Here is a 26,906-nt window from a genome sequence, read left to right as displayed (position 1 = left end):
TAACGCTGGGCGCGTAACGCTACATATCAGCGATTACAGGCGATTACAAGTAAACGTGCCTGTGACGCGAGCACTGACCCGACAAGCTTCACCTGCACGATTGCGCCATTCCGTAAATGCCGGCCCTGACGAAGACTCTGCACCCATTTCACGCGGCAGATTTGGGTTGGAGCAATAGCAAGTATAGCTGGCTTGATTGGGAGGACTTAAGCGGCGACGGAGCGTTGTCAAATTGACAGCCTGACAATTGGTGATGACATCCGATAAGGGAAGCTGGGGTGTTGCGGTAGGGTCGTCAACAAGTAGTGTTGCATTTGAGCGCCCTGAAAACCCGATGACTTCCTGGGGATACACACGAATATCCTTTAAAGCCACTTGCCCAATCGGTTGAGCCTGGCCACGGGATGCTTCTTCAAGCGATCGCATTGTCAAGGTCACGGGTGCTGCTGGGGGCGGATCGCTGGGTAGCGAGAGCATACTGGCGCTTTCTATGCGATAGGATGAGCGACCACTAATGTTGATAACCGTATTTCTCAGCGTGCCATAGCCTCGCCAGGTCACCCCACTGGCCCCCTCGGGCACCATATTCAGCTGGAGAAACCCACCCTCTGGTTGACAGTAGAGGGACATAAACCAGGGTGTTTGAGACTGGGCAGTAGCAGTATCAGTGAATCCAACCCAGATGGACAGGCTCAGCAGTAAAATGCCAACCCAGCTAAAGGCTTTTTTCATCCTGTTCTCCAGAGACGATAAGAGATATGAGTACGGATAATTGCAGTTATAGCAATCGCCATTCAGCCTGAAGCATAACTTTTCTAAATTTTTTTAGGCAAGATTCTAAAGGGTAGCGCACCATAACAACTCTTCTGCCCGGGCTCAGCCCCATAATCGCCGCCGGGGTGGCCCACCCAAACGCTCCTGCGTATCTCGTAACAGGTCTGGAATATTAAGCTGTTCCGGGCAGCGAGGAAGACACTCACCACAGTCGGTACAGCGATCGCCCCGCCGCCCCGGAAACCAGTGCCCCGCATTTTCAAACATGCCATAACGGTATTGGCCGTAGGACTGCATATCATAGGCGACCGCCAAATTCCGCAACCGTAGCACTTCAGGGATATTGATCGCCTCAGGGCAGGGAAGACAGGCATGACATTGGCTGCACTGATCTGTGCCGAGACGATCCTTCTGTTGCTCCAATCGATGAAACGCCTCCTGCTCTTCCAGGGTTAGAGGCTCCGTTTGATCCATCACAGAGCCAATGGCTTCCAATTCAGCTGGGTTTGCGGGGCCAACGCTGAGGGTGGTAATGCGGCGATCGCTCAGTAAAAAGCGATAGGTCAAATCCAGCGGGGTAAAAGGAAAACACAATTTTTCCAGGGTTTCAGGAGGCGTGTAGAGCTGCCCACCCTTATCTGCTGGAGAGATGATGAAAATGCCCATGTCTTTCTCATGGGCCAGATTAACGGCAGGATTATTCCGTTGAAAGAAGTAATAGTAATGAAGGTTAATAAAATCGAACTGATCAGTGGCGATCGCCCTCAAAATAACCTCTAGAGGGCCATGGGTTGAGAAGCCGACGTGGCGGATACGGCCATCCGCGATCGCCTGCTGTACCGCCTTCATACAGCCCTCACGTGTCTGCACCCATGCTAGATGCTCTTCCGTATTTAGACCGTGAATAGCTAAGCCGTCCAGATAATCCAGCCCTAACCGCTCCAGAGACTCGTCAATTGCTCTGGCCATACTTTCGGCATCGGGGGTGGGGGAAAGCTTTGTCGTAATCCACAGGTCACGGCGAGGTACGCCCACCCCTTGCCTCAAAGCACTTCGCAAAAACAGTTCACTTTTGCCGTAGCCTCGGGCTGTCTCCAGGTGATTGATGCCGAGAGCGATCGCCTGCTCAATCGTTTGTCGGGCCACAGCTTCAGAGGCCAGACAGCGCATTGTCCCCAGGGAAAAGACCGACAAGTCCCGATTGGTTCTGCCAAAACGGCGGTAGCGCATTCCCAAGTATGTCTCGTAGTAACTCTAAGTTTCCGTAAACATTTAAGTGTCGGCTTCCCGGCACTTAAATGTTCAGGTAGAGAACTTTTTGAAGAGACGTTAGCCCTTCAAAATAGTGTTCAGAGGATACTAGCTCTCGCTGCTAGTAGAGCGGCCCCGTTCTGCAAAGTCTGAAGGGTTCAGACCCGACAGAAAATCGCGAAATGCCCGTTGCTCGGCCTCATCCGCATCTCGATCGACGGGGATGGAGGCGTCGGCGATGACCTCTTCCATTACCCAGATGGGGCTGCGAGTACGGAGGGCAATGGCGATCGCATCGCTGGGTCGTGCATCAATTTCCTTGCGCGTTTCGCCGTGGCGAATCGTCATTACCGCAAAGAAAGTACTTTCTTGCAGAGAGTGAATAACCACCCGCTCCAAGGTCGCGTCCAGTTCATCCAGGATGTTAACCATCAAATCATGGGTGAGGGGACGAGGATGAGTCTGGTTTTCAAGCACACTGATGATGGCCCGCGCTTGATCCTGTGCTATGTAGATGGGGAGTTGCCGCCGCTCTGAAGCATCCCTCAGAAGCACAATGGGGCTGCGAGTAGCAGCCTCCAGAGCGATGCCAGCGACCTTCATTTCAATCATTGCTGAGCCTCTAAAATCCGTTATGCGGAGAAACGAAACCCGGTGATGAGTTGTAGTGTAATGGAATTAAATCTAACGTTGCAGGCTATAAAATGGCAGATTTGAACAGTCTGGTACGAGTCTAGCCCTAAGATCCGAGCGACCGTAGTGTAGAAACATACGTTGTAGGGCTGAAGAGCCAGCGCTACGGGTTAGATTCTATACATTACGTTGCTGTTCTTCGAGAAACCGGATATGAGGGGTCTGAATTCCAGTATGCCCCGAATCTAGGGTCAATCAGTAGGCTGAAATCTGAAAGTTTAACTAAAAAGTTATAACGTTAAAGCCACTCTGCGCGATCGCCCTGAGAAAAGCCTCTCCTATCGGTTACCAAAGTTATTAATTTAGTAAGGAATAGCTGTGTTTACTGGACTCATTCAGGCCATCGGACTGATTCAGCGCCACGGGGATTATGAGGTGCAGATCACCTGCCAAACAAACTCCCATGCCATTCTAGACGGAATCGCTCTGGGAGATAGCATCGCCGTCGATGGGGTGTGTCTCACCGTTTCCGAAATTTTGGAGCAGGGATTTATCGCGGCAGTTTCCCCAGAAACCTTACGGCGGACAACGCTGGAAGCGAGTTTAGGCGATCGCCCGGTCAATCTGGAAGTTTCGCTGCGGGTTGGCAGCAAGTTGGGGGGACATTTTGTCACAGGTCATGTGGATGGCCTGGGATATCTGGAATCTGCAACGAAAACCGCGACATCCTGGGAGATGAGTTTTCGGGTTTCTGACGAGCGTATTGCCCGCTATATCGTGCCCAAGGGCAGTATTGCCATCAATGGCATTAGTCTCACAGTGGCAACCTGCAATGCCGCCGGTTCCTGGTTCCAGGTCGCGGTGATTCCCGTAACCTATGCTGAGACGAACCTGGGACTGCTGCAACCGGGAGACCCGGTCAATCTAGAAGGAGACGTACTGGGCAAGTATGTTGAGAAGTTCGTTCGTATAGGACCGCTGCCCGCAAAAGGGATGGAGGCTCCCGACGAAATTCAAACAACGGCGCTCTCCGACGACTTGATGTCAGACTTTCTGGCAGAACACGGTTACTATTAGGAGCCTATCCAGAAACTCAATTTTGGGAGGGTGTGATGCATACGCACCTTTCTAAAATTGATTAATGGAAATCAGGATTTGCGTATTTGAGTGGTGTGAAAAGCACATCACTCAAATACGCTTGGTACAGTGGGCGTGCGTAAGCCCTGGAAATTGAGTTAAATGAGCGTTTATAGCGATCGCCGACGACCCAAGCACACAAAAGGAGCAGAGGCAAGCCCCCACTCCCCTTGTTAAGCTATTGCGCCAGAGTTAGCGTTTGACAACAGCAGGTACAACAACTTCGGGTAGATCGTCTTCAGATTTTGCTGCAGAAGCCGTTTCCTTAGTGGGTACCGCAGCCACAGAGGTCAAGGTTTTCTCGGATGCAACGGCAACTTCAGGAAGAACATCGGAGGCCAGCTTTCCGAAGTCAGCCAAGTCCTTTACATCGGCCGTCAAATCGAAGTTAACCATTTGTGGAGCAGGAAGCTTGGCGATCTGGAAGCCGTTAATGACCTGAGCCATAGCTCCCTGAAGGAGCTGACCTGCATCCATAGCCACCCAACCCTGAGAGGTATATTCCCGATACTCAAAGTGTAGGTGCGGGCCAGTGGAGTTTCCAGTGCTACCAACCCGACCAATCACATCGCCTTGCTGTACTACCTGCCCAGGCTGCACAAAAATTTCTGACAGGTGACCATACAGAGTCTGGGTACGGCCTTCACTATGGGTCAGGACAACCGCCAGCCCGTAGCCACCCATCCAGTCAGCACTATTGACCCGTCCAGAGAAGGCCGCCAGCACTGGGGTTCCTTGGGGCGCACCGATGTCTGTCCCCGCGTGGAACCGTTGCGTACCTGAAATGGGGTGAATACGCCAGCCGAAGGCCGAAGTAATTGTGGCCGGGATGGAAAGAGGGTAAAGCAGGCTGGTATTACCGTTCCCCAGAAAAGCAAGGGGTCGGATGGTGCGATTGTAAAAGTTCTGAACAGAAGCCGGAGTAAGGGCAAAGCCACGACCGCCCCCGCCGGAATGACCCGCGGCAGCAACAGCACGCGTCCCTCCCACCGTACGGGGGCCAGCACTACCAGCACTAGCGCCAGCACCGGCGCCTTGAGATTGCTGAGCCATTCGGGTTTGAATGGCGCGACAGACACCTGAAACACCTTGGCCGGGCTGCAATGCGGTTTCGCATCCGCTAGAGCGTTCGGTCAGGACAACCGTGGGGTGATCGCGCTCAGTTGCTCCCACTCCATAGTTAGTAGGGTCAATATAAAGTTCGCTGTAGTCTACGTTAGGACGAACAGGAGCAGCCGGGTTCGCTTCCACGACAGGAGCATCGGGTTGAGGCGCACTGGATGCCGCCGGAGCGGGGCGAACAGGTGCTTCCGCAGTCGGAGCGGGGCGAGCGGGTACCTCTGCTTCAGGAGCGGGGCGAGCAGGTGCTTCTGCTGCAGGACGAGCAGCGGGACGCTCGACGCGACGAGCCGGACGCTCAACAGGAGCAGCCGCCGGTTCGGGAGCGGGGGCGGATGCTCGAGCAGGGGCGGCAGGAGCCGGAGCAGAGAGTAATTCTTCAGCACTGGGGACGGCGATCGCTTCCCCGTCGACACCCCCTTCGGCGTAAGCCAAGCTACCACCTAAAAGGCTAATGCTGCTGGCTAGCCCAAGACTGAGGAGGAGGGAACGCTGTGTCATAGATCGAGAGGCGGGAAGTCCTGAGTTGTTTTGACGAGTCATCGCAATCCCTTCATTACTAACATTCAGTCGATTGGCGTAGATGTCCGGCAGGTTTTCCAGTTTTTCCCCTGAACGAGTCAGACTGATTGTACTGGATTTATGTCGATATATGAATTGACCCCCATCAGGGTTCATCCCGGCTTCATCTATGTGGATGATTTTTAAATGAAGCCTGCTGATTTTCACGGAAGTCGACGAAATTTCCCCTGATAAGGTTCCCCCAATGGGGTAGAAAACGATCCACATCCTGCTAGATTCATCCCGACATCTTCCTTTACATTGGTTCGGACAGTTTTCCTGAAACCCTTGATTTCGCGTGTGCTTAGCGCACGCGAAATCAAGGGTTTCAGGAGCCTTTAGAAAGTTCTGCTTAAGGGCTTTTTCGAGGGGTAGGCTTTGCATGCCCCTCAAAAACAATTACGGGTTATTCAATACACGATCCGAAGCGTGGAGTTGGATAACCCAGTTGAATCTGACCGGGCTCCAGATGGGTCTCCGCACCGGAGTGCTCTAGCCGAATGCGGAGTTGGCCGCCGGCTGCGATCCCCAGAACTGTTGCGGCTTGGCCCTCATACATAATGGACTGCCCCCGGTTGACCAATAGACGCTCGTAGTGGGAAATGAACCCAGATGTGCCAACGCTTTTCCAGAAGCAGTACCCACCCATCGCCCCTTGAAGGGCGATCGCCGCCAACATTTCTAGAGAATCAATCCCTTGCTTGCCCTGCTCGACCAACCAGGGTTCTAGCGCAATACCTGTTTCCGGTACGGGGTTCGCCCAATTCAAACCAACACCAATAACAGCGCGATGCATGCGGCCCTGCTGAATCCGGGTTTCAGTTAGAATGCCCCCTAACTTCAAACCATCCAGCACAACATCATTGATCCATTTAAGGCCCACTGGAATTTGCCAACCTTGAAGGGCAGCGGCAATACCCCAGGCACAGCAAAGGGTAAGCCCCGTTGCATCTGATGGATCCCGATCGGGGAATAGGCCCAGGGAGAGGTACAAACCTCCGGGATGGGAGTGCCAGAAGCGACCCCGCTGGCCCCGCCCAGAGTCTTGTTGGTGGGCGATAGCCACCGTTCCCTCAGGTGCCCCCTGCTCCAGCAAATCCCAGAGAATTACATTGGTGGAGGTCACCGTTTCATAGATGTGAATCTGGAACGAGGGGATGGGCTGTGGAGAAATACTGCCCAGCTGACCCACGGTTTGCTGAAGAATAGTGTTAAGTTTTGATCGATCGAGCACGACCTATCCCACCCTTATCCGATCTAGCGGTTTGTCAATTTTTTGTGGAGTTCAAGACCTCACAAAAATCTTTGTTCTTTCAGTGTCGAACACCAAACGCTTAAAAATTTCACAGAACCCTGGCTGACTCTATAGTGCTTTCCACTTTGATTCAGTCGGTGGTGGAGTTCCGGCAAACCACAAACTGCCTAACAACACAAAGCACACCGCTATAAAATCCTATGCATACTTGGACATGGCAACAATGGCAGGGGTTACCTTATCTCACCTGTAGCCTGTTGGAACCCTTCGCCCACGGCTTCTTTACCCGGCACTGTACACCCCGATTGCCCGCAGAACTCATTGACTCATTAGACCTAAATGCGCAACCATTCCGCCTACGACAGGTGCATGGCAATACGGTACTGGCCCCCTCAGAAATTCCACACCTGGAAGAACCGGAAACAGAGCTGGCCCCTGGCGATGGGCTTGTAACCGAAGCAACACAACAGGGCGTTTGGGTTTGCAGTGCAGATTGTGTGCCTGCGCTCATTGCCGATATAGAAACGGGTCAGGTGGCTGCCGTCCATGCCGGGTGGCGCGGTACGGCAGCGGCCATTGTGCCACGGGCGATCGCCCGTCTCCAACAACAGGGCAGCCAACTCGAAAACTTGCGCGTTGCCCTGGGGCCTGCCATCAATGGTTCCGTGTACCAGGTCACTACAGCGGTCGCTGCCGAGGTAGGAGCGTCCGTGGTACCTGTAGCTGCTACTAGCTCGGTAACGGGACGGTCACCCCAAGCGGTCGAAGAAGTTTTGACAGCACTCCATTCATTACCCAACTCCCCCCTGCTACCCGACTCCCAACCGGGGCGGATACGGCTGGATGTACGACAGGTCAATGTTTTGCAGTTAGAGCGGTTGGGAATTGGAGCAGAGCAGGTGGCGATCGCCCCCTATTGCACCTATCAGACTCCCGAGCACTTCTTTTCGTATCGCCGTAACCCTGAAAAGAAAGTGCAGTGGTCGGGCATTGTGAGCCGTTAAAACTCCTCTAAGATCCCTTCAACGATGAAGACGCGGCTAATGTTCTAATGCCTGCTGAAGCAAGGGATAGAACATTAGGAAGGGTTGTTTTTTCGTGCGCTTTACGAACGAAAAAACAACCCTTAGAACGGACCCCGAGCATGTCTTGAAGCTATATCGTGCCAAAAAAAGAGCACGGTATAACCGTGCTCCTGGTGAAGCAAAAACGGTGGGGTATGTCGTCGTGCGGCATACCCCACCGTGCTTAAGCTTTAGTGAATCGCTTTCCGTAATACCTGCCGCTGTTGCGGTGACAGGGAGGCAACCACCTCGCGGGCTTCGGCAGGGGTTGCAGTACGCAGCAACGCCAGCAATTCTTCAACAGACATATCCGCTGCGTTAGCCGTCATCAGTTCTACCACTTCTTCTACCTCTGGATGCTGAGCAACAGCAGGCTTCAGAGGCTCCAGAATTTCGTAGGCTTCGGGGTGGCAGGTACCGTTTTCGCAAACGTAGCCCAGCTCATGCCAGTAGAGCGTGGGCATAATCCAGCCTCGCTGCCCGATGTGCTCATCATTGATCAGGCGGGATTCGAGATATGCCTTGGGCGATTCGTAGTAGTTCACCTTGCGGGCATAGGGTACGGTGAAGCAACCAAAAGCCTTCCGGTATTCTTCAGAATCCAGAATGGCTGTGATCAGACCCTTCACCCCATGGGTCATTAAGACGTGGCAGTACTCCCGCATTTCGTTATGGTTGGCGATCGTTCGTCCAAAAAAATGCTTGAAGCAATTTTCCAGGAACTTCACATTGGACGACGGATAATAGAACGAATCGAGATAAAGGGAAGAGCATCCCAGTTCCTTCAAGAAGCGGCGAACACCAATCTTATCTTTCAGGAAATCTTTCTCCTGTTTGGCCAGTTGCTTCCGCTCATACTCGTAAGGCATCCGCTCAAGAACCTGATAATAAATTCGAGTCAGAGCCAGTTGCCGTTCTTCAACTGTGGATTGGCGGCTTACGGTGATGGGTGTGAAGTCATTCATGAGGGATCTTCCTTCCAATAGGTCGCAAATCAAATAGTGTCGGTCTTATCCCCTCGTTGCTTAAAGGTTGCTGGCACAAATCAGATGTGCAAAAGCGAACCTAATCAGCTCTGGGGCACAGGCACGAGGGTTCACGAAGGCTGTCAGTGAACGCCTACGGGATGCAAGATGCACGTCATTACGAGGTCGAGTACAGATTATTTTTCGTGCACATGCACAAGAAATAACGAGTCAAAAACCCTTTAAAGCTTTAGTTGATGGGATGCAGTGCCTTAAATTCAAGCGCTAGCGAGAACAATCACAGCCAGTGGGATGGAGGCGAACCCTGGTGTAACATCCGTACGAAGTAGAAGGATGGGGAGGCAAACCTTGTTCTAAGTTCAGATTGCCCGATGGAAAAGCGAGAGCAACAACGTGACGTATTTCTTAACGAGGCGATATAACGCTACGCACTCAGAAACAGGAAGTTGATTTTTGAAAAGCCGTGCTCTGCACAGATTTTCAAAATTAATTGTCCTAACCAGAACTGTATAGGCCGATATGATCTAACCAGGAAAGCCTAGACCTTCTCTGCCAACCAGTACCGATTTTTTCCCTGGTGTTTGGCCTGATACATGGCAAAGTCAGCTTTTTCTAGCAGTTCTCGGGGGGTCGTGCCGTCCTGAGGGAAGATGCTAATACCGAGGCTGGTGGTGACTCGGAGAGTTTGTTCTTCCAGGGCAAAGGGTTGAGTCAGGGCGTCGATTAATTTCTCAGCAACAATAAGGATGTCCTGAGTGGAAGGAATGGCGGGTAACAATACCACAAACTCGTCACCCCCAAAGCGGGCCACCATATCGCTACTGCGTAGGGAGCCAGTTAGACGCCGAGCTACCGCTTTTAACAGGAGATTCCCCATCGTATGGCCATAGGTGTCGTTAATTCCCTTAAAGCCATCCAGGTCGAGGAATAGCAGAGCTGTCAGGCGTTCTGGAGGATGGGGACGCGAGGTAATTTCGTGCAGATGGGTTTCAAAATAGTCGCGGTTGGGCAGCTCCGTCAGGCTGTCGTGGTAGGCCAGGTGCAGCAGACGATTCTCCTGCTGTCGCAGTTCATCGTTTGTGCGGATCAGCTCCTCCGCTTTGCGCCGCAATTCGACCTCGACATGCTTACGCTGGGTAATGTCGTGGATCACACCCACCAGAAAGAGGTTGCCAGCCGCATCCCGGTGGAGCGATCGCTTCGTCGCGATGTGATAAATTTTGCCCTGAGTATTGGTCAGGGCTTCTTCCGTTTCTGTCTCATCCCCTGTTCTGAAGGTGTAATCATCCTGTTCCCAGAAGCGTTGGGCTTGCTCCTGGGGAAAGATAGTGAAATCTGTCTGGTCGAGCAACTGCTGCCGTGGATAACCAACGAAGCGGCAAAACGCTTCGTTTAGCACGATCCATTGATGCTTTTGGTCCTTCACAAACACCGGGTCGGGAATGGTATTGATAACCGAGTTGAGAAACTCCTTCGATTTTTTCAGCTCCTCTTGCAAGCGTGCTGTGTGCACAATAATAGCCAGGCTCCCGCCCCAAAAAGTCAGCAGGGACGGGACTAGAGGAATCCACGACGCGAATAAAAAGGCTGTGTAGCAAAGGGCTACCAGAGCTGAAGCGATCGCCAGCAACCACAGCAGTAACCACCGGGAACGGCGCATACGCCAACTAATACCCACCCCCAGCAATGCCCAGACAATGATCCAGGTAACTTCTAAAGGTTCCGGCCAGACCCGTAGGAGCGATCGCTCATCGACGGCTGCGCTGAGTATCTGGCTGATGAGATGGCCCTGAAGCTCAACGCCAGCCATGGGATAGGCACTGCCCTGTTGCCCACGGGTGGTAGAAGTATAGAAAAAGTCTTTCAAGCTGGAGGCCGTAGAGCCAACTAGAACGACGCGATCGCGGAATAACTTCGGGTCTACAGTGCCGTCTAGTAACTTTGTTAGCGATACGCTGGCAAAGGTCTGAGGATTCTGGCGGGGTTGCGCCAGAATTTGATATCCCCCTGCATCCACACGCACATAGCCGCCACCGTTAGACCCTAGCCGCACAAACTCCTGTGATCCCAAGACGAAGTTGGTCGAGTTTTGGGAGCTGGGTTGTAGTGTGATGCCATCCGCTTCCAGGTAGCGGAGCGCTAGTTGTAGAGCAAAACTACGGTGATTCTTGCCATCCACATTCCACAGCAAGACAGAACGGCGTACTCGGCCATCGGCATCCACAATGACGTTGTTAAAGCCGATCTGCTTTTTGTCGGCCAGGGCCGTTGGGGGAGAGATACCTGGACTCGTGCTATCGGGAATTTTTTCAATGCCAATGAGATTGGGTGTGTTAGCGAAAACCTGTTCTAGCCGTTCGCGCCCCTGCCCCACCGAAATATCACGATAAATGTCTAACCCGATGGCCCGGGGTTGCTGGCTCCGAATTTCTTCTAGCACAATGGCCAGCGTCTCGTCGGAGAGGGGCCATTTGCCGACCTGTTGAATATCCTGATCGTCAATTGTCACCAGGGTAATGCGTGGATCTGCGGCCTCTGGAGGCTGTGAGCGATAGAGCCAGTCTAGAGCTGCCAATTCAAAGGGTTGCAGTATCCCCAGCATGCGGATTCCCAAAACGCAACCGGAGGCAGCGATCGCCGTTGCCCACGCACGACGAGTATGCCAAATGCGTTTTGATGCAGACGCAAAGCTAGATGAGAGAGGGTTGAACGGCATCCTCAGCCACATGTATTCAGGTTAGGGAATCAGGTTGGTGTGATGGAAAAAGCCGTATCAATCGTATGCGATGACAGACTTTTCGTTCGCCATTCAACGCTATGTTCAAAATACCCAAGATTCCTTGAAAACTAGCAGGTAGAGCTGTTGCCTTGATAGGGATTTGGGGTGAAATAAGGCAGGCTTCCGGTCATACCTCGTATTGAATCCCTATCAGGGCAATTTATCTTTAGCATCACCCGGCTAGCTAGCATTACAGGATGAAGACGCTCCTCCCATTAACCGCCTAGAGTGGATAGTGTTCTAGACGCGTAGACAGAGTGTGGTGAAAGGCGTACTTGTACCCCTTCTTCAGCCCATCCACAACAGGATTGAAATATGACTAGTACGCTGAGGCAGAAATCCATCACCTATGTTTTGTGTGGGGTGCTTCGCACCCCACACAAAAACATAGGTTGCGAACTTAGGCCGCAGCCTACTAGATAGTGTTCCCTAAGGAGGGGAAACCATGTCTGAGCGAAGATTTCTACAGCTTTCTGGGTTCACCACAGCCGAACGAATTGGGCTGACAGATCAGGTAAGCGAGGCAATTAATCGGGCAGGAGCCTGGATTACAGACTTTCATCAGTACTCGAATATCTCAATCTGCATCAACTTTGAGGTACCTGTTGCAAACTTGGCCAAGCTTGCTACAACCATGCAAGAAACGGGCCTGATTCTCAGCCAAGAGAGCCTGGCACAACTCATGCCTGCCAACGGGTTCACGCCCAAACAGACAGAGATATTTGGGACATTACAAATCACATTTGTACACAACGAACCTGATTTGTACCGAGAGATACCTGCTGTTCCAGGCTAGGAAACTCTTAATGACAGGCCCTAATCGGATGGAAGACACGCTGTTTTGTAAGAACCCTGCTCACCCACACACAAAACAAGTAACTTCACCGTGAAACACGATCGCCGTGTCAGAAGAATAAACGTTTAGAGCCTGGGCAAAATCTCCGGGAGCAGATCGGCGGGAACCATGGATAAGGCCATGTTTTGCCCACTTAAACCACTGCGGCGATAGAGAGCCCGCATGGTTTTGATAATGTGTCCCAAGGCCGTCTGCCGCAGTTGAGGTTTTTGCTGCCAACCCTGGAGAGCACTGACGTGATGATTCAAGGCCAGTTCTAGATGACGACTACAGGCCTCTGGGGCAACTCGCAGTTGAGTGTCTGTAGCCATTTGATAATGGGCCAAACCCAAATTGGCATGGCTGGCATAAAGGTCAAAGCTGAGGTTGGTGCGAGGAAGTAATTGACCAACAGCATGGAGCGCCATGTCATAGGCATGGATAGCGTTCTGCCAACACTCCAGACGTTGAGGCGCTTCTTCCAGTTGGCTGGCTAGATGCCAGTAGGCCGTCCCTAAGTTATTTTGGGTGGCGGCATGAGCGGTTAGCGAGACTTCAGGGGTGCGATATTTCAGCGCCAGTTGATAGGACTCGATCGCCCGTTGGAGCCAGTGTTGGGGCTGTTCAAACTGAGCCAGATTCCAATAGGCTGTACCCAAGTTGTTGTGAATCATCCCAAAGCTAACTGGGTCTTCCTCGGAGGTGCAGTACTCCAGGGCTTCGCCGTAGGATGCGATCGCCTCCTTCAGGTAATGGCGCGGCCGCTCCTGTTGTGCCAGGTTCCAGTAAGCCGTACCCAGGTTGTTTTGGGTTGCAGCATAGCGACTCGGATCCCGCTGTGGAGTGCGATATTCCAACACCTGCTGGTAACACTGCACGGAACGTTGCAGGTTGGCCCCGGGTTCTCGATAGCGGGCTAGATCTGTGTAAGCAGCTCCCAAATTGTTCTGGATCATCGCGACGTTTTGAGGCAGCAGTTGATCATCGAGCCGCGCCAGCCCTAATTCGTATGATTGAATAGCCTGCTGGAGATGAGATTCAGCGCCTTCGGGTTCACCCAACTGACGGGATAGCATCCAATGCAAATTCCCTAAGTCATTCAGTACATCCGGCCATAGGGGAGAGGTTTCAGACAACCAGATCAGCACCTGCTCGTATGACTGGATGCCCCCCCGCAGATTGTCTGGAGTAGGGCCTTCCTGGTCGATGCGATCGCGATAAATATCCCCCAAGGTGCGATAAGTATCAGCCAATAATGCAGGGGACGCATTCTGCCGAAGGAGTTGTTCAATGTATTCCTGGAATAGAGCAATTTGGCGATCGGCTTCCGTCTCTAACTCCGGTACATTCAGATTCAGCAGTGGGCTTTTAAGGACAGCTTCCTGGGGGTTAAGGTCGAAATCAGGAAAGGGTTCTTCCTCCTTCTGGTCAGGTATTAAATCCGTGGCCACCCCAAATTGCAGCAGTTCATCCTGAATTTCCTCGGCCTCAAACTCCAGCAACGCATCCCGGCTGTACCCGTTAGGTCCATCCTGATTTTTTTTGGCCTCAAATGCCAGCAACCCATTCTGATGCCCATTAGTCTGTTCTGGAGGATAGGGCAAACGGCTTGCCGTTTCATCAGGTAGAGCATTCGTGGCCCTTTCCTCAGGCTTCTCCTTGAGCGCAACAGCAACCGGAGGATAGGGCTCTAACTCCTTGGTCGGTTCAGATGGAAGGATGGGTGGAGGCGGAAGAATAATTGGCCCAGGTTTCACCGTTTTTTGGGATGATGGCTGCCGATTTTGGGGCTCATCAGCGGTAGGAACCGTTTGCTGTGTGCCATTAGCGCTGGCAAGAGCCACGATCTTTATAGGAGCTGCTGCCGTTAGCAATACTGCCGCTCCATTCATTTCACGATGCGTGGTATCCACTACAGTCGAGAGAGTTGCGGGTGCCGCTGCTTCGGGCTCCTCACGATGATCAAATCGAGTCCGTTCCTCCTCCAGGACGGGCCATAAATTGGATAGTGGTGGTGGGGAATCCGAAGATTCTTCGGGTGGGGAACCTCTCTCCAGGAAGTCTTGCTCAGCATCAAACTCGATAAGGGGTTTGATATCGGATACAAGATCAGGTTCGATGTTCGTGTGAGATTCACGATCAGGCTCGATCGGTAAGGCATCTGACCTGATATCCGATTCGATATGGAGCAGCGGTTTCATCTGGTGATGTGTCCCACCCTCATCCACGGTTAGAGGACGGGGTTCCCCGATAAACTCAAAAATAGCGGTGCGGCAGCGCCAAAACTCTTGAGCGGATTGAGGCAGGGTACGGAACCAGGGACGCGGCATCCAGAACAACAAACTGGAATCCAACACAGGTAGCGTGCGCTCGATGCCCTGTAAGTGCGTCAGGAATTGCTGTTGAACCGTTGCAGGCTGACGAGTGAGTTGCTCAATACCCAAAAACTGAAACGCGGGGACGGGATACCGCCGTTTTCCACTCCGGGGAGGTGGGTTAAATGAAAGCCACTGGGCAATTTGTACTACAGGATTGGGCGACTGTAGATCCAGCGTGAGGGTAACCAAGCGTGGGTACTCCGGTACGCCTGCATTTACGGACATCCGGTCAGATTGGAGTGAGGCAGTCTGGAGCAGATCCTGCTGCAAACGGCTAGCAAGGCGATCGCGCAACGGCAAATCATCACACACGGCAATGAAGATTTGACGACGCAGACTCAAACTAAGAGCCAGCTTCAGCCGCAGGTAGGTCTGTTGGTTCAGCCCCACAAGATGTTGGGAGGAGGTGTCGATCACAGGAGGGGAACGATTTCAGGAAAAATACGGATGTCTTTTTCGGAATACTTAGTCTTTCCGTCTGTCTCACCGCAATTCAGGATGAGTTGGGGCTTTCGCGGGCGGATAAAGCCCAGAGAGACGGCGGCAATGCACAACCGCAATAAGAGAACCACAGGAAATCCAATGCACGAATTCTTTTTGATCTGATGAAGCACAACCTGATTCAGCTGCAATGGATTTGCTTTCCCTTTTCCACTGGAGTACCAGTGATTCCGGGAACCTCTGGACTGATGAATAACTTGAGCCTGGGCAAAAGCATTTTCGAGTGCCGCGCAACGCGTGGCACTCGAAAATGCTTTTGCCCCAACTAAGGCATCCAGAATTGGTGTATAGACCACTGGATGCGGAGTTTTAGCCATAAAAAAGAGAGCATGGAGGTGTTAGCCTCACGCTCTCTTTTTTATGGCGATGTGTAGCTTATTTTAAGCTGCACTTTGCCGATAATTCTTTAGAACAAGTGATTGAGTTATGACACGGCCACCGCAATCCAGAGCAGGCTACCAACCAAAACGGCTGCACCGATACCTAAAACCAGGTAGGTCGTTTTTTGCTTCTGAGTCGGGGGTTCAGCCTGATACATTTTGGGCTCAACCGCGAAGTTATTCAGACGACCGCCCTCTTCGGAGGTATAGCGCATATCTCAAGTCCTTTTTCTTTGCTTTTCGTAATTGTATCAAACTAGGAATGATTGCCTAAGGGGGCGATCGCAACTTCTTTCCCAAGTAGGAGTGAATTGATCAGAAACCAGGAGGTTCAAACCCATGCCAGCAAAGCAAGGTACTGATATCTTTAAAGCCAAATCACAGGACAAACTTAGCCTATAGACGTACCCGTTAGCAGACTGAACAGTTCTTTAGAAAGAATTAACTTTCTCCGAGAACAACTAACTTTTAAGAAGCAGCGATACAGAACTTTACCCGTTGATTTGTGCAACGTGTTTTGCTGACCAAGTCTAGGATCTCTAAAATGGCTGGTTCACAAGCACAATAATGTTGCAGCGATCAGGTTCTGCAGCCGGTTAAGGGGTTTCGAGAAAATGAGCGATCGCTTCCACAGCTTGAGCCATTACCTCAGGGGGTTGAACCAGGGCAAACCGCACATACCCTTCCCCAGATTTACCAAACCCGGCTCCCGGTGCCACAGCCACCCCCGTTGCTTCTACCAGGCGCGTACAGAATTCGATCGAACATTGGCTCCAGGCTTCCGGTAATTTTGCCCAAACATACATGGTGGCACTGGGTGTAGGTACAGACCAGCCCTTCTGCTGAAGCGCCTTTACTAACGCATCACGCCGCTCACGGAAGGTATTGACAGCGACTTGAACTGTATCTTGAGGGCCTTCTAGAGCGGCGATTGCCCCATTCAAGATCCCGAGATACTGATTGAAATCCACAGCCGCTTTCACCTGGCGCAAGGCTCGAATCAGCTCTGCATTGCCGATGGCATAGCCCACCCGAAACCCGCCCATGTTGTAAGACTTGGACATGGTGAAAAATTCAATGGAGACGTTTTTTTCCGGGTCAGCCTGGAGCACGGAAGAAGGCGTCTCCCCTTCAAACACCAGGTCGGCGTAAGGAAAATCATGCGCCAATACCAGGCCATACTGCTGGCAAAAAGCCACGGCTTCTTGAAAGAAGGAGAGGGGGGCGATCGCTGTCGTCGGGTTATGCGGATAGCTCAGGACCATCATCCGGGCCTGAGACAGTACGGCTTCAGGAATATCCGACAGCACGGGCAGGAAACCGTTTTCTTCCCGTAAGGGCATGGTATAAACCTGCCCACTTGCCAAGTACACCCCCCCTGAGTGGGAAGGATAGCCCGGATCTTGCAGCAGAGCAAAATCTCCTGGATTCAGCACCGCTAGCGGCAGGTGGGCCGTTCCCTCTTGGGAGCCAATGAGCGGCAACACTTCTGTTTCTGGGTCTACGGCAACGCCAAATTTTTGGGTGTACCAGCGTGCCGCAGCGTTGCGAAATGCCTGAGTGCCGTGGAACAGAAGATAGCCGTGGGTGCTGGGATCTTGAAGAGAAGCGGCGATCGCCTCCAACACATGAGGTGGTGTCGGCAGGTCTGATGACCCCAGAGAGAGGTCAACAACCGGATGGCCCGTTGATTTGGCCCGCGATTTGGCCCGGTCCATATCGGCAAAGACATTGACCTGAAGCGGTTGAAGGCGATCGGCAAATTGCATAGTTTCCCCCACAAATCATTCAACTCTCGTTTGCTGGATGATTTGTCGGGTTCAACCGCAAACCATCGTTTAAAGATGAGGCGAAAGCAAGTCCTCAATTTTCTGTTTAGGAATTGCCCCTTCGGAAGCGACAACCTGTTCTCCCTTCTGAAACAGTACCAACGCAGGGACTCCCTGCACTTTGCAGCGCGCCACTGATTCAGGGTTGGGATCTACTTCCATTTTGACAATTTTGAGGCGATCGCTATATTCTGCCGCCACTTTTTCCATAACAGGCGACATCAACCGACAGGGCCCACACCAGGGAGCCCAGAAGTAGACCAGCACGGACTGATCTGCCTGAAGCACTTCTCCTTCAAACTCTGCGTCGCTAATGACACGAACACTACCCATGCTGGAAGTCCCACTAACCATTTTAGAAATTTGATGAAATCAATAGAGATGGAATCAGGCGAAGAGCGGCCACAGCAAATGGCATGGCGAGCACCCCTGATCTAGATTAGGTCAAAACTGTAACGGAATGAAGATAATAAGGTTGTTGAGAGTTTGATTGAGAAGTTGCTTTTGGGGCACACCACGCCCCAAAAGCAACTTCTCAATTAAACTCCTTAATTTGGATCACAGATAAGGAGGTTTCTGAGAAACAATATCCCCATTTTTGGGAAAAAGGACACGGCGAAGCCGCGTCCTTTTTCCCAAAAATGGGGAAGTTCTTTTCTGGAAATCTCCTAAGCAACATGAACGGCTTAGTCAAGCCTGCAACGGTATAAAAAACTAAGCTCTACTTTCAAGGTTATTGTCTGTGCGCTTCGTGCACGAAAAATAGCACTTGTAGAAGATTTTAGGTAAATGAGAGTAATTCAATAAAATTTCAGTCATCTGTACCGCTTGCGAAGCGAGCAGCACAGATGACTGAAATTTTATTTAGTTGAGTTGAGTTACTCATGAGGTGGAAAAGTGCTGAAATCCTCGAGCCAAGTTTAATGTTTCAGATTTCGAGTTTTGATGAGTTCCCATCAAAATAACATCGTTTCCAAAAGTTATTTTTCCAATCATGTGCGTATTGGGGAGCGATCGCCCCACCTCTTCCGCTAACTCTTGCGGCAAGCACAACACCAGCTCAAAGTCTTCACCGCCGTAGAGTGACCATTCCAGAGCTTTTTCGGAAGAGAGCCATTGGGCCAAAGCGGGAGGGATGGGGATGTGCGATCGCTCCAACACGGCTCCGACGCCACTAGCCCGGCAGATTTGGAGTACAGCATCGGCTAAGCCATCGCTGCTATCCATGCCAGCGATGCGGAAGGGAGTTGGGGGCGGAATGAGAGCATCGAGGATGGAGAGGATGTCAAGCCGGGCCTGGGGCCGTTGATGAGCCTGGATGAGGAAGCGGCGATCGCCCTCATCCAACCCTTCGCCTTGCTCGGGATGCAGCAATAGCTCCAGTCCTGCACGAGAGGCTCCATGTAGCCCAGTTACCAGGATCACGTCTCCAGGTTGAGCAGCAGCACGGCGGATAACACGGCCAGGGAGAACGTCTCCGAAAGCGGCGATCGCCACAGTTAGCACAGGCGATCGGCACACATCGCCCCCCACAATACTCGTATTCCAGGGTTCTAAACAGGCAACCATACCTTTGTAGAGATCCTCGAGCCAGGAAACGGGAAGATCACCCGGAACCCCAAGGCCCACTGTGATACCCATCGGTGTAGCTCCCATGGCTGCCAGGTCTGACAAATTCGCTGCCATAGCCCGCCATCCGGCATCAAAGGGGCTGGTCGTGTGGACACCGGGAGAGGCGAGGCCCAGGCTAAAGTGAACGCCGTCCACAAGCATATCTTCAGTGACAACGAGCGATCGCCCTTCCCGCACCGATAGCACGGCCGCATCATCGCCCACGCTATCGACTGCACAGTATTGGAATAATCGGGTTAGCAAACCCTGTTCCCCAACATCACGTACCTTCAGTTCACTCATCCTCCCGCCCTACCCAGCACACATCACAAATCAAATCCCCAGTTTCATTTAGAAACCGGGGATCTTCTCAAGTCTAGAGCCTGCTTTATAAAGTTGTTTTTTCGTGCGCTTTGCGCAAAAAAGAACCTTTCCAGCAAGTTTTAGGAGGTGCCCTAGATCTATGACCTTTTAAAGAAGCCGCAGATCAGATTAAAGCTCCTAAGCTGGCTCAACCAAGTTTTCCATCCCGTTCAACACTTTAGCGGAATCAATCTTATCGCCTGGCTTGAGTTTCCCCAAAACCTCTTCGCCTTCAATCACATAGCCGAAGACTGAGTAGCGACCATCCAGCAAGTTAGCACCCGCAGGGGTCAGCTCAGGTTCAAACAGGAAGAAGAAGAACTGAGACGACCCGCCATTGACATCATCACCGGGACGGGCCATTGCCACCGTTCCATAGGCCGAGAATGGCAGCACAGGTTCTTCTAAGAAGCGGCCAGCATCTTCCAAGGTGATGCCATAGGTCGGTACATCATCGCCCTTGACCCGTACTTCCAGAGGAATAGCACGGTATTCCTTCGTTTTGGGATCGATAAAGCCTTCTGCATCTCCTGGTGGATCACCGACCTGTACCACGTAGAAATCTTCAGCACGGGTAAAGGGCAAGCCGTTATAGAAGCCCCGGTTCACTAGATCCACAAAGTTTCCAGCGGTAACGGGGGCACTGTAACCATCCGCCACCAGCACAACCCGGCCCTTGGTGGTCAAGACTTCCACAGTTGCACGGCCTTTGAGTTGGGGGAGGTTGCTATACTCTTCGGGCACCTCGTAAGGGAACGCTGGCACCATCAATTCTTCCAGGATGCCAACCATATCCAACAACTCGCTGCGCTTTTTCCAAACAGCGTCTTTGTCATCGTTCTCGACAGCGCTCCGCATGTCGTTAATCCCCATTTGTAGCTGGGTCATGAGGAAACCCGCTTCGGCACGTCGATCTTCCGGAACGCTGGCGAACAGAGCGTCTTGTTTATTGGTCAGAATCCGCTCGGCTTGGGTCAAGCTAGAGTTGATGGCAGACAGCCGTTTGCGCGTTCGCAGGGGCGTGGAGATGTCTTCCAGAACTTTTTGCAGTTGCCGCACGGGCTTATTGTCAATAGGCAGGGCGTAGCGCAACAGGGCTTTACCACTGGTAATGGCGTTGCCTGCCGGAAGGCTGCCAATGAGAACCTGGGCGGAGGCGGGCATCAAGCCCCAGCCCCATAGCCCCACTACGAGGAGGAGGGTCAGGATAGCTTGCTTGAGCCATTGTTTAAGCAGGTTGGCCATGATTCCTGGGCAAGAGTTGGGTTTACACGGTTCGATGCAGGGCATTCAGATATCGTCCTACTCGCCAACTTATTTGTAGGAGAAGGGGAACTACCCACAAATCTTAGTTTGCACCGAACTGTTCTCTGTTCAATCTTGCCATAGCCTGATCCCGCTTTCGGGATTTGGAGCATTTTGAGTTCCCCACATCTTGCATCGATGTTTAAAGAGTGTTGATTATTCATGTCCTTATACAAACCCATAGAAAGCTGCACACCTCCCATTCCGTGCGGTTTCATATAAAAACGGTATTAGGCACAAATAATCAACTTCAATGGCTTTTCAAAAATAAACCTCCTGGTTCTGCTCAATACCTTCGCCATTTTCTCAAGCTCTTGCATGCGCGACGTGTATGCAAGGTCATGTTTCAAATGTGTGAATGGGGTGAAAGGGGCACGAAGTAGCCCTTTCACCCCATTCACACGCCTAGAACACCACCCAAGGGCTTGAGAAAAATGGCGAGTATGTTGCTGTTATGGGAACCTACTGTTTTTCCATCCACTCAATACACAGACGCATTTGTTGTTGCATTGTGGTGCGATCGCTCCAAAACCGCCGCCCATGCCCCGGCAACACCCACTCAAACGAATGGTGAGATAAGCGTTTCATCGATTTCAATAACTCGCTCCAGGAATACCAGCAGGCTGACCGAAACGCGTAGAGATGCTGCAAACTTTCTGACCAGGCCAGGTGATCGCCCGTGAACAGGAATTGATCCTGATATAACAGCACCGTATGCCCTCGTGTGTGCCCCGGTACCGGGATAATGAGCAAATCTGGCTCAAGCTGTACCGGATCAAGTCCTTCTAGCTTGATTTCGACCGACGCTGTGCCGGAATTGATTTCGTCGCGGTGGAGAATGCGATCGCACCCAAAATGGTCATGAAATGCCTGGTGATCAGCCACATCATCCCGATGGGTCAGGTAAAGGTAGCGCACTCCGCCCATCTCCTCTAAGCGTTTAACCAGCGGTGCCGTGAAGCGCGGTGAGTCTACCAGTACATTCCCTTCGGGGCGTTGAATGAAATAGCTGGCAGCCCCATAGGACTGCTCGGAGTGATAGCCACAGTGGTAGACGGAATCGGCGATCGCAATAGGAAAACTTGCCTGCACCGCCTTCACATCCTGAGGCGGCTTAACGGTACCAATGGATGCGGTTGGGCAGGCTAACAACGCCTGCATAGCTGCTAATCGTTCAGCCTCGGAAACAGGCTGATGGGTTACAGCAGATTGATCACCAACGCGGCCATAGACAGTTGGAGCCATCCAACGGCAGGTATCACAATCAATGCAACTGTTGTCTACATAAATGTCCCCGTCAGTATTTTGGGGGCGGCGTTCGGCAAGACGAGCCATAGTGAAGCGAGGCTGAAGCCAGGATGAGGGGGTGGTTCGATCATAGCGACTGGATGGGTAGATAGGGTCGGTATGATAAAACATCAGACTCAAAGGGCTGTGTTCCTCGCTTCATGGGCGGCACAGCATTTTGAGCTACTTCTTCAACCGCAACAGGGCGATCGCCAACACGCCTGCTAACAATCCCCAGAAAGCAGACCCAATCCCAAACAACACGACACCGGATGCTGTGACCAGAAATGTAATCAGGGCAGGTTCCCGTTCCTCTTCGCGACTGAGGGCAGCAGCCAGGCCGTTGCCAATGGTGCCGAGAAGGGCAAGACCCGCGATCGCTAACACCAACTCCTGAGGAAAAGCGGCGAACAGGGCACCGACCGTGGCTCCAAATAAGCCAACCAGGATGTAGAAGAAGCCAGCGGCGATCGCCGCCATGTAGCGCTTATCGGGATCCTCGTGGGCTTCACGGCCCATACAGATCGCCGCTGTGATAGCGGCCAAATTCAGGGCATAGGCTCCAAACGGTGCCAGCAAAACAGTGGCAAGTCCAGTCCAGCCGATAAGGGGCGAAATGGGAACGGTGTAGTGAAATGCTCGTAGAGTTGCAACACCAGGCACATTTTGGGATGCCATCGTGACCACAAATAGGGGCAGCGATATGCCCACTAGAGCCCTCATTGAGAATTGAGGTGCAATCAATATCGGTTGTGCCCACTCAAAGGTAAGGGAATTAACCTGAAGTAACCCCTGAATTCCCGCGATCAAGACACCCAGAATCAAAGCTAAAACAACCGCATAACGAGGTTGTAAACGTCGTAATAGTAAATAAGTGACAAACATCGCGAACACCATGATGAATTGTGTTTGCATCGCCACAAACACATTCATACCAAAGCGAAGCAGAACACCCGCCAACATCCCCGAAGCAAGGGAAATTGGGATACGATTCATCATGCGCTCAAACCATCCGGTGAATCCGCACAGAGCCATGAGAAAGCCTGTGATGAGGAAAGCGGCGATCGCCTCCTGCATCGATACTCCCGCCGCCGAACTAATCAGCATTGCGGCTCCGGGCGTCGACCATGCCGTGACCACCGGCACACGATACCACAGCGACAATCCAATGGACGTCAGCCCCATGCCCAATCCTAAAGCCCACATCCAGGAAGCAATTTCGGCCGAAGATGCTCCCAAACTCTGGGCCGCCTGAAACACAATCACCGCGGAGCTGGTAAATCCCACCAACACAGTCACAAAGCCTGCAATGATCGCCGATAGGGATACATCTTTCAAGACGGAAGGTTTTGTCATCGCCATACCCCCACTCCAATACAACCCCCAGGGTCTCGGCCTGGTTGGTGTCAGCTTAAAGGGGCGATCGCTCCACAGTATTGGACAAAATTGCCCTGTTGGATTGGCCAGAAGGAGCGTTTTAGGCTCGTGTACTCAGCAGCTTAAGTTTGCCTGTGCTGGGTGATGTGAAGTGTGAAGCGCCCCACATCACCAAACATGGATTGATTTCCGCTGTGCAGTACTCGCCTAGAAATGTTGCCTGAAAAACTATTTGAAAACCTATTGATCAGGTTGTTTAAAGCTTAAGTTTGGACAGTTTTTCTAAGACCCCTGATTTTGCGTGCGCATTGCGTAGGCAAAATCAGGGGCTTTAGAAAAACTGTCCAGAGTTATTGTTACAGCATTTTCCGATCTTCTAAGGAGATTTCTGAGAAACAATATCCCCATTATTTGGAAAAAAGGCGCGGCGAAGCCGCGCCTTTTTTCCAAATAATGGGGAAGTTCTTATCTGGAAATCTCCTAATGAGGTACGAGAGAGGGATATATATGTAGCCTCTAAGCACGAAAAAGCAGCCGGACTCAGTCAGTTTTGAAGTAAGCAGGCGAACGAGTTACACCATGATACGAACAGGGAAACCTAATGGGGTGTCCAGCATAGTTACCGCTGAAGCGCTTTGCTCACATAGAACAAATCGGTTATAACCGCTTCTATCGTGAAAAATAAGATTCAATAGATACAGAAAGGTTCCCATGATTTTCTGGCTTAGCTGAGATGTAAAGAATACGTTCTGCATTTGTTGTTATCAAAATGACAGAAAAGGATCTTGTGGGAAACCAAAGCCGTCAGCACCGTGGGAAAGTCCCTCTCAGATTAATTTTGGTAGTTCCCTTTGTCCTACAAATATTTACTGTTGTGGGATTAGTTGGATATTTTTCCTTTAAAAATGGGCAGAGGGCAGTCAATACTGTTGCCGAACAACTTCAACATGAGGTAAGCGATCGCGTCAACCAACACTTAAATGATTACCTCGCCCTTCCCCATCAGTTAAATCAGTTGAATGCTGATGCGATCGATCAGGGTATCTTAAACCCTCAAAATTTAGAAGAAACGGGGCGTTATTTCTGGAAACAAGCAAAAACCTTTGAGAATATTAGTTGGATCGGCTATGCCCTAGCCGATGGTAAAGGGGCAGGAGCAGGCCGTTGGTTAGATAACCACGGTGTTGTGATTGATGAAACAATCAACAACTTAAATTACACCTATAACACTGATAGCCAGGGCAGGCGTATTCAAGCCGTTTATAAAACAGAATACGATGCCACTGCTGACGAGTGGTACATTGACACCGTCCGTCTACAGCGACCAAACTGGAGCCGAATTGCTGTATCCGAAGGGTTTGGGAATTACATTGCGGCTTCAGCAAACTATCCCCTTTATGATCGAAATCATCACCTGATAGGAGCGCTTAGTATTGACTTACTGCTAGCGAGTATCAGTGATTTTCTAAAGAGTTTAAAGGTTAGTCCATCGGGACAGATTTTTATTATTGAACGGAACGGATTGCTCATTGCCAGTTCTGAATTATCAGAACCTTATGAAATTACTGGAGACAAAATTCAACGAATTAACGTCCTCACAAGTTCTAATGACCTAATTCGCGCAACTAGCCAGCAGTTAAAATCCCAATTTGGTTCTTTCAGTACCATTAAAGCTTCTCAAGAATTGCAATTTAGAGGGAAAGCCCTTCAAGGAAGTGGCCGCAAAAAGGACAACTATTTCGTCAACGTAACCCCCTGGAAGGATCATTACGGTTTGGATTGGCTGGTGGTGATCGTGATACCAGAATCCGATTTTATGGCCACCATTCACAACAACGCACGTATGACCGTTGGGTTGTGTCTGGCAGCTTTGGCGATCGCCACTGGCATGGGGCTTCTAACATCTCGTTGGCTTGTATGTTCCATCACTCGGGTCATTCGTGCGGCCGATGCCCTTTCTCGTAATGATTGGCAGCAAGTACCCGAGGCTAATACCCAAGAAATGGCTCAACTCGCTGGAGCCTTTAACCGCATGGCAGAGCAGCTCCAGGAATCCTTCACCCAGCTGGAATACACTGCTCACCATGATCCACTAACGGGTTTACCCAATCAACGGGCTTTCCGCCTCAAGTTATTGGAAGCCATTGTTCGACGCCAACACAACTCCAACTTCTTGTTTGCTGTTTTATTTCTTGACTTGGATTACTTCAAGCTCGTCAATGATAGCCTGGGGCATTTAGCTGGAGACAAACTATTAACCATTACAGCTACTCGTTTGAAAGCATGTATTCGTCCAACAGATACTATTGCTCGATTTGGTGGTGATGAGTTTGTCATTTTGCTTGAAGATATTGCAGATGTTAATTCAGTGATTCACATCGCTGAACGCATATCCCGAGAAATCCAACATCCCTTTTATTTAGACAATAGCGAGGTCTTTATTAGTACCAGTATTGGTATCGTTCTAAGTAGTGAGCAAACGCAGCACCCAGATAGCTTTTTAAGCAATGCAGACATTGCCTTATATCGAGCCAAAGTAAAAGGTAAAGCGGCTTATGAGCTATTTGACAGCGCGATGCAAACAGAAGTTGTCGAGCGATTGCAATTAGAAACAGACCTACGCCGAGCAATCGAACGCCAGGAACTAGAAGTTTATTACCAACCAATTTTCAATATCAGAACAGGTCAGATTCTCGGTCTAGAAGCTTTGGTACGCTGGCATCATGCGACCCAGGGGCCAATTCCTCCCAACAAGTTTATCCCTGTTGCAGAAGAGACTGGATTAATTGTTGAAATTGGGATGTGGATTTTGTACCAAGCTTGCTACCAGATGCAGATTTGGCAACAACAATTTCCGAATTTTCAGAGTATGACCATGAGTGTCAACTTATCAAGCAAGCAGTTTTTACAAGTTAATTTTATAGAGCAGATTGAAAAGGTTCTGCAAAAAACAAAGCTACTGCCTGGCAACCTAAAGTTAGAAATTACAGAGAGTGTTTTTCTAAATTATGAGGATGTCACAAGAGCCAAATTTCACAAGCTTCAGGCATTAGGTGTAAAAATCAGCATTGATGATTTTGGAACCGGGTACTCTTCTCTGAGCTATCTTCATCGTTTTCCCATCAATACATTAAAAATCGATCGTTCATTTATTCAGCACCTCAATCCTCAAAACAAACACTTAGCGATTATCGAAGCAATTGTGAGTCTGGCCCACAACTTAGGAATGGACGTTATTGCTGAGGGAGTCGAGACTGAAGAACAAATTCGATATCTCGATGCAATCGGTTGTGAAAAAGCCCAGGGTCACCTATTTTCTCCTGCAGTGCCTGCGTTCGAAGTAACCACTCTTTTTCAACATCAACTGGAAGAGCTTTCACAGAGTTGAGTTGGGGATAGGGTGAAGTAACCATTTTTGCAGCGTGAAGCATATACAAAAACGGGCATTTCCGAGTTTCCTACATACGGAACTCGGAAATGC

20 protein-coding genes are annotated in these 26,906 nt (G+C 51.0%); 4 read left to right on the top strand and 16 right to left on the bottom strand.

Annotation, left to right across the window (positions count from 1 at the left end):
* Positions 1-33: 33 nt before the first annotated feature.
* The 3 genes from NDI52_RS06350 to NDI52_RS06340 all read right to left on the bottom strand — a co-directional run bounded on the left by NDI52_RS06350 (position 34) and on the right by NDI52_RS06340 (position 2,637).
* Entirely contained in the window at positions 34-732 is a 699-nt protein-coding gene (locus NDI52_RS06350; protein WP_190771943.1) for a hypothetical protein, read from the bottom strand.
* 144 nt (positions 733-876) lie between these two features.
* Entirely contained in the window at positions 877-2,004 is a 1,128-nt protein-coding gene (locus NDI52_RS06345) for an aldo/keto reductase (RefSeq protein WP_190771944.1), read from the bottom strand.
* Between the two features lie 129 nt (positions 2,005-2,133).
* Positions 2,134-2,637 (bottom strand): bifunctional nuclease family protein, encoded by a 504-nt coding sequence (locus NDI52_RS06340; RefSeq protein ID WP_190771945.1) that lies wholly within the window; start codon positions 2,635-2,637, stop codon positions 2,134-2,136.
* Between the two features lie 399 nt (positions 2,638-3,036).
* On the opposite strand from NDI52_RS06340, the gene NDI52_RS06335 reads away from it, so the two are divergent.
* Entirely contained in the window at positions 3,037-3,735 is a 699-nt protein-coding gene (locus tag NDI52_RS06335; protein WP_190771946.1) for a riboflavin synthase, read from the top strand.
* Positions 3,736-3,987: 252 nt separating this feature from the next.
* Here the strand turns inward: NDI52_RS06335 and NDI52_RS06330 are convergent, their stop codons facing one another.
* Entirely contained in the window at positions 3,988-5,415 is a 1,428-nt protein-coding gene (locus NDI52_RS06330; protein WP_348256325.1) for a M23 family metallopeptidase, read from the bottom strand.
* A gap of 466 nt (positions 5,416-5,881) precedes the next feature.
* Positions 5,882-6,709, bottom strand: a complete 828-nt coding sequence (locus NDI52_RS06325) for a biotin--[acetyl-CoA-carboxylase] ligase (RefSeq protein WP_190771947.1) — start codon at positions 6,707-6,709, stop codon at positions 5,882-5,884.
* Positions 6,710-6,930: 221 nt separating this feature from the next.
* Between NDI52_RS06325 and pgeF the strand changes: the two genes are divergently transcribed.
* Positions 6,931-7,734: a peptidoglycan editing factor PgeF gene (pgeF, locus tag NDI52_RS06320; protein ID WP_190771948.1), complete on the top strand. Its 804-nt coding sequence runs from the start codon at positions 6,931-6,933 to the stop codon at positions 7,732-7,734.
* Positions 7,735-7,985: 251 nt separating this feature from the next.
* Here the strand turns inward: pgeF and NDI52_RS06315 are convergent, their stop codons facing one another.
* Complete coding sequence (locus NDI52_RS06315) at positions 7,986-8,759, bottom strand: phycobilisome rod-core linker polypeptide (RefSeq protein ID WP_190771949.1); 774 nt, start codon at positions 8,757-8,759, stop codon at positions 7,986-7,988.
* A gap of 559 nt (positions 8,760-9,318) precedes the next feature.
* On the bottom strand, positions 9,319-11,496 hold the full coding sequence (locus tag NDI52_RS06310; RefSeq protein ID WP_190771950.1) for a CHASE2 domain-containing protein: 2,178 nt from the start codon (positions 11,494-11,496) through the stop codon (positions 9,319-9,321).
* Between the two features lie 508 nt (positions 11,497-12,004).
* Between NDI52_RS06310 and NDI52_RS06305 the strand changes: the two genes are divergently transcribed.
* Positions 12,005-12,355, top strand: coding sequence for a hypothetical protein (locus tag NDI52_RS06305; RefSeq protein WP_190771951.1), 351 nt, complete (start codon positions 12,005-12,007; stop codon positions 12,353-12,355).
* Positions 12,356-12,480: 125 nt separating this feature from the next.
* Here NDI52_RS06305 and NDI52_RS06300 read toward each other — a convergent pair whose 3' ends face one another.
* The 9 genes from NDI52_RS06300 to NDI52_RS06260 form a co-directional block, all read right to left on the bottom strand.
* Positions 12,481-15,189, bottom strand: a complete 2,709-nt coding sequence (locus tag NDI52_RS06300) for a tetratricopeptide repeat protein (RefSeq protein ID WP_190771952.1) — start codon at positions 15,187-15,189, stop codon at positions 12,481-12,483.
* Positions 15,186-15,590 carry a hypothetical protein gene (locus tag NDI52_RS06295; RefSeq protein WP_190771953.1) on the bottom strand — a complete coding sequence of 135 codons (405 nt, stop codon included), beginning with the start codon at positions 15,588-15,590 and terminating at the stop codon, positions 15,186-15,188. The genes NDI52_RS06300 and NDI52_RS06295 overlap by 4 nt, the downstream gene beginning before the upstream one ends.
* A gap of 107 nt (positions 15,591-15,697) precedes the next feature.
* A complete protein-coding gene (locus NDI52_RS06290; protein ID WP_190771954.1) occupies positions 15,698-15,868 on the bottom strand; it encodes a ssl1498 family light-harvesting-like protein in 171 nt (56 codons plus the stop codon).
* Between the two features lie 381 nt (positions 15,869-16,249).
* On the bottom strand, positions 16,250-17,422 hold the full coding sequence (locus NDI52_RS06285; RefSeq protein ID WP_190771955.1) for an LL-diaminopimelate aminotransferase: 1,173 nt from the start codon (positions 17,420-17,422) through the stop codon (positions 16,250-16,252).
* A gap of 69 nt (positions 17,423-17,491) precedes the next feature.
* The gene (gene trxA / locus NDI52_RS06280) at positions 17,492-17,815 is read right to left on the bottom strand and encodes a thioredoxin (protein WP_190771956.1); all 324 of its coding nucleotides are present in this window, start codon (positions 17,813-17,815) and stop codon (positions 17,492-17,494) included.
* Positions 17,816-18,364: 549 nt separating this feature from the next.
* Positions 18,365-19,396, bottom strand: coding sequence for a thiamine-phosphate kinase (thiL, locus tag NDI52_RS06275; protein ID WP_190789407.1), 1,032 nt, complete (start codon positions 19,394-19,396; stop codon positions 18,365-18,367).
* A gap of 198 nt (positions 19,397-19,594) precedes the next feature.
* On the bottom strand, positions 19,595-20,701 hold the full coding sequence (locus tag NDI52_RS06270) for a peptidylprolyl isomerase (protein ID WP_190771958.1): 1,107 nt from the start codon (positions 20,699-20,701) through the stop codon (positions 19,595-19,597).
* Between the two features lie 522 nt (positions 20,702-21,223).
* A complete protein-coding gene (locus tag NDI52_RS06265) occupies positions 21,224-22,096 on the bottom strand; it encodes an MBL fold metallo-hydrolase (RefSeq protein ID WP_190772025.1) in 873 nt (290 codons plus the stop codon).
* Positions 22,097-22,231: 135 nt separating this feature from the next.
* Entirely contained in the window at positions 22,232-23,404 is a 1,173-nt protein-coding gene (locus tag NDI52_RS06260) for a benzoate/H(+) symporter BenE family transporter (RefSeq protein ID WP_190771959.1), read from the bottom strand.
* An 895-nt stretch (positions 23,405-24,299) separates the two neighbouring features.
* Here NDI52_RS06260 and NDI52_RS06255 point away from each other — a divergent pair.
* Complete coding sequence (locus NDI52_RS06255) at positions 24,300-26,813, top strand: EAL domain-containing protein (protein WP_190771960.1); 2,514 nt, start codon at positions 24,300-24,302, stop codon at positions 26,811-26,813.
* Positions 26,814-26,906: the final 93 nt, after the last annotated feature.

It is taken from the genome of Leptolyngbya sp. PL-A3 (genome assembly GCF_039962325.1).
Lineage (GTDB): Bacteria > Cyanobacteriota > Cyanobacteriia > Elainellales > Elainellaceae > Vacuolonema.
The sequence above is the reverse complement of the archived record's forward strand: the minus strand, read 5'-3'. Positions and strand labels throughout refer to the sequence as shown.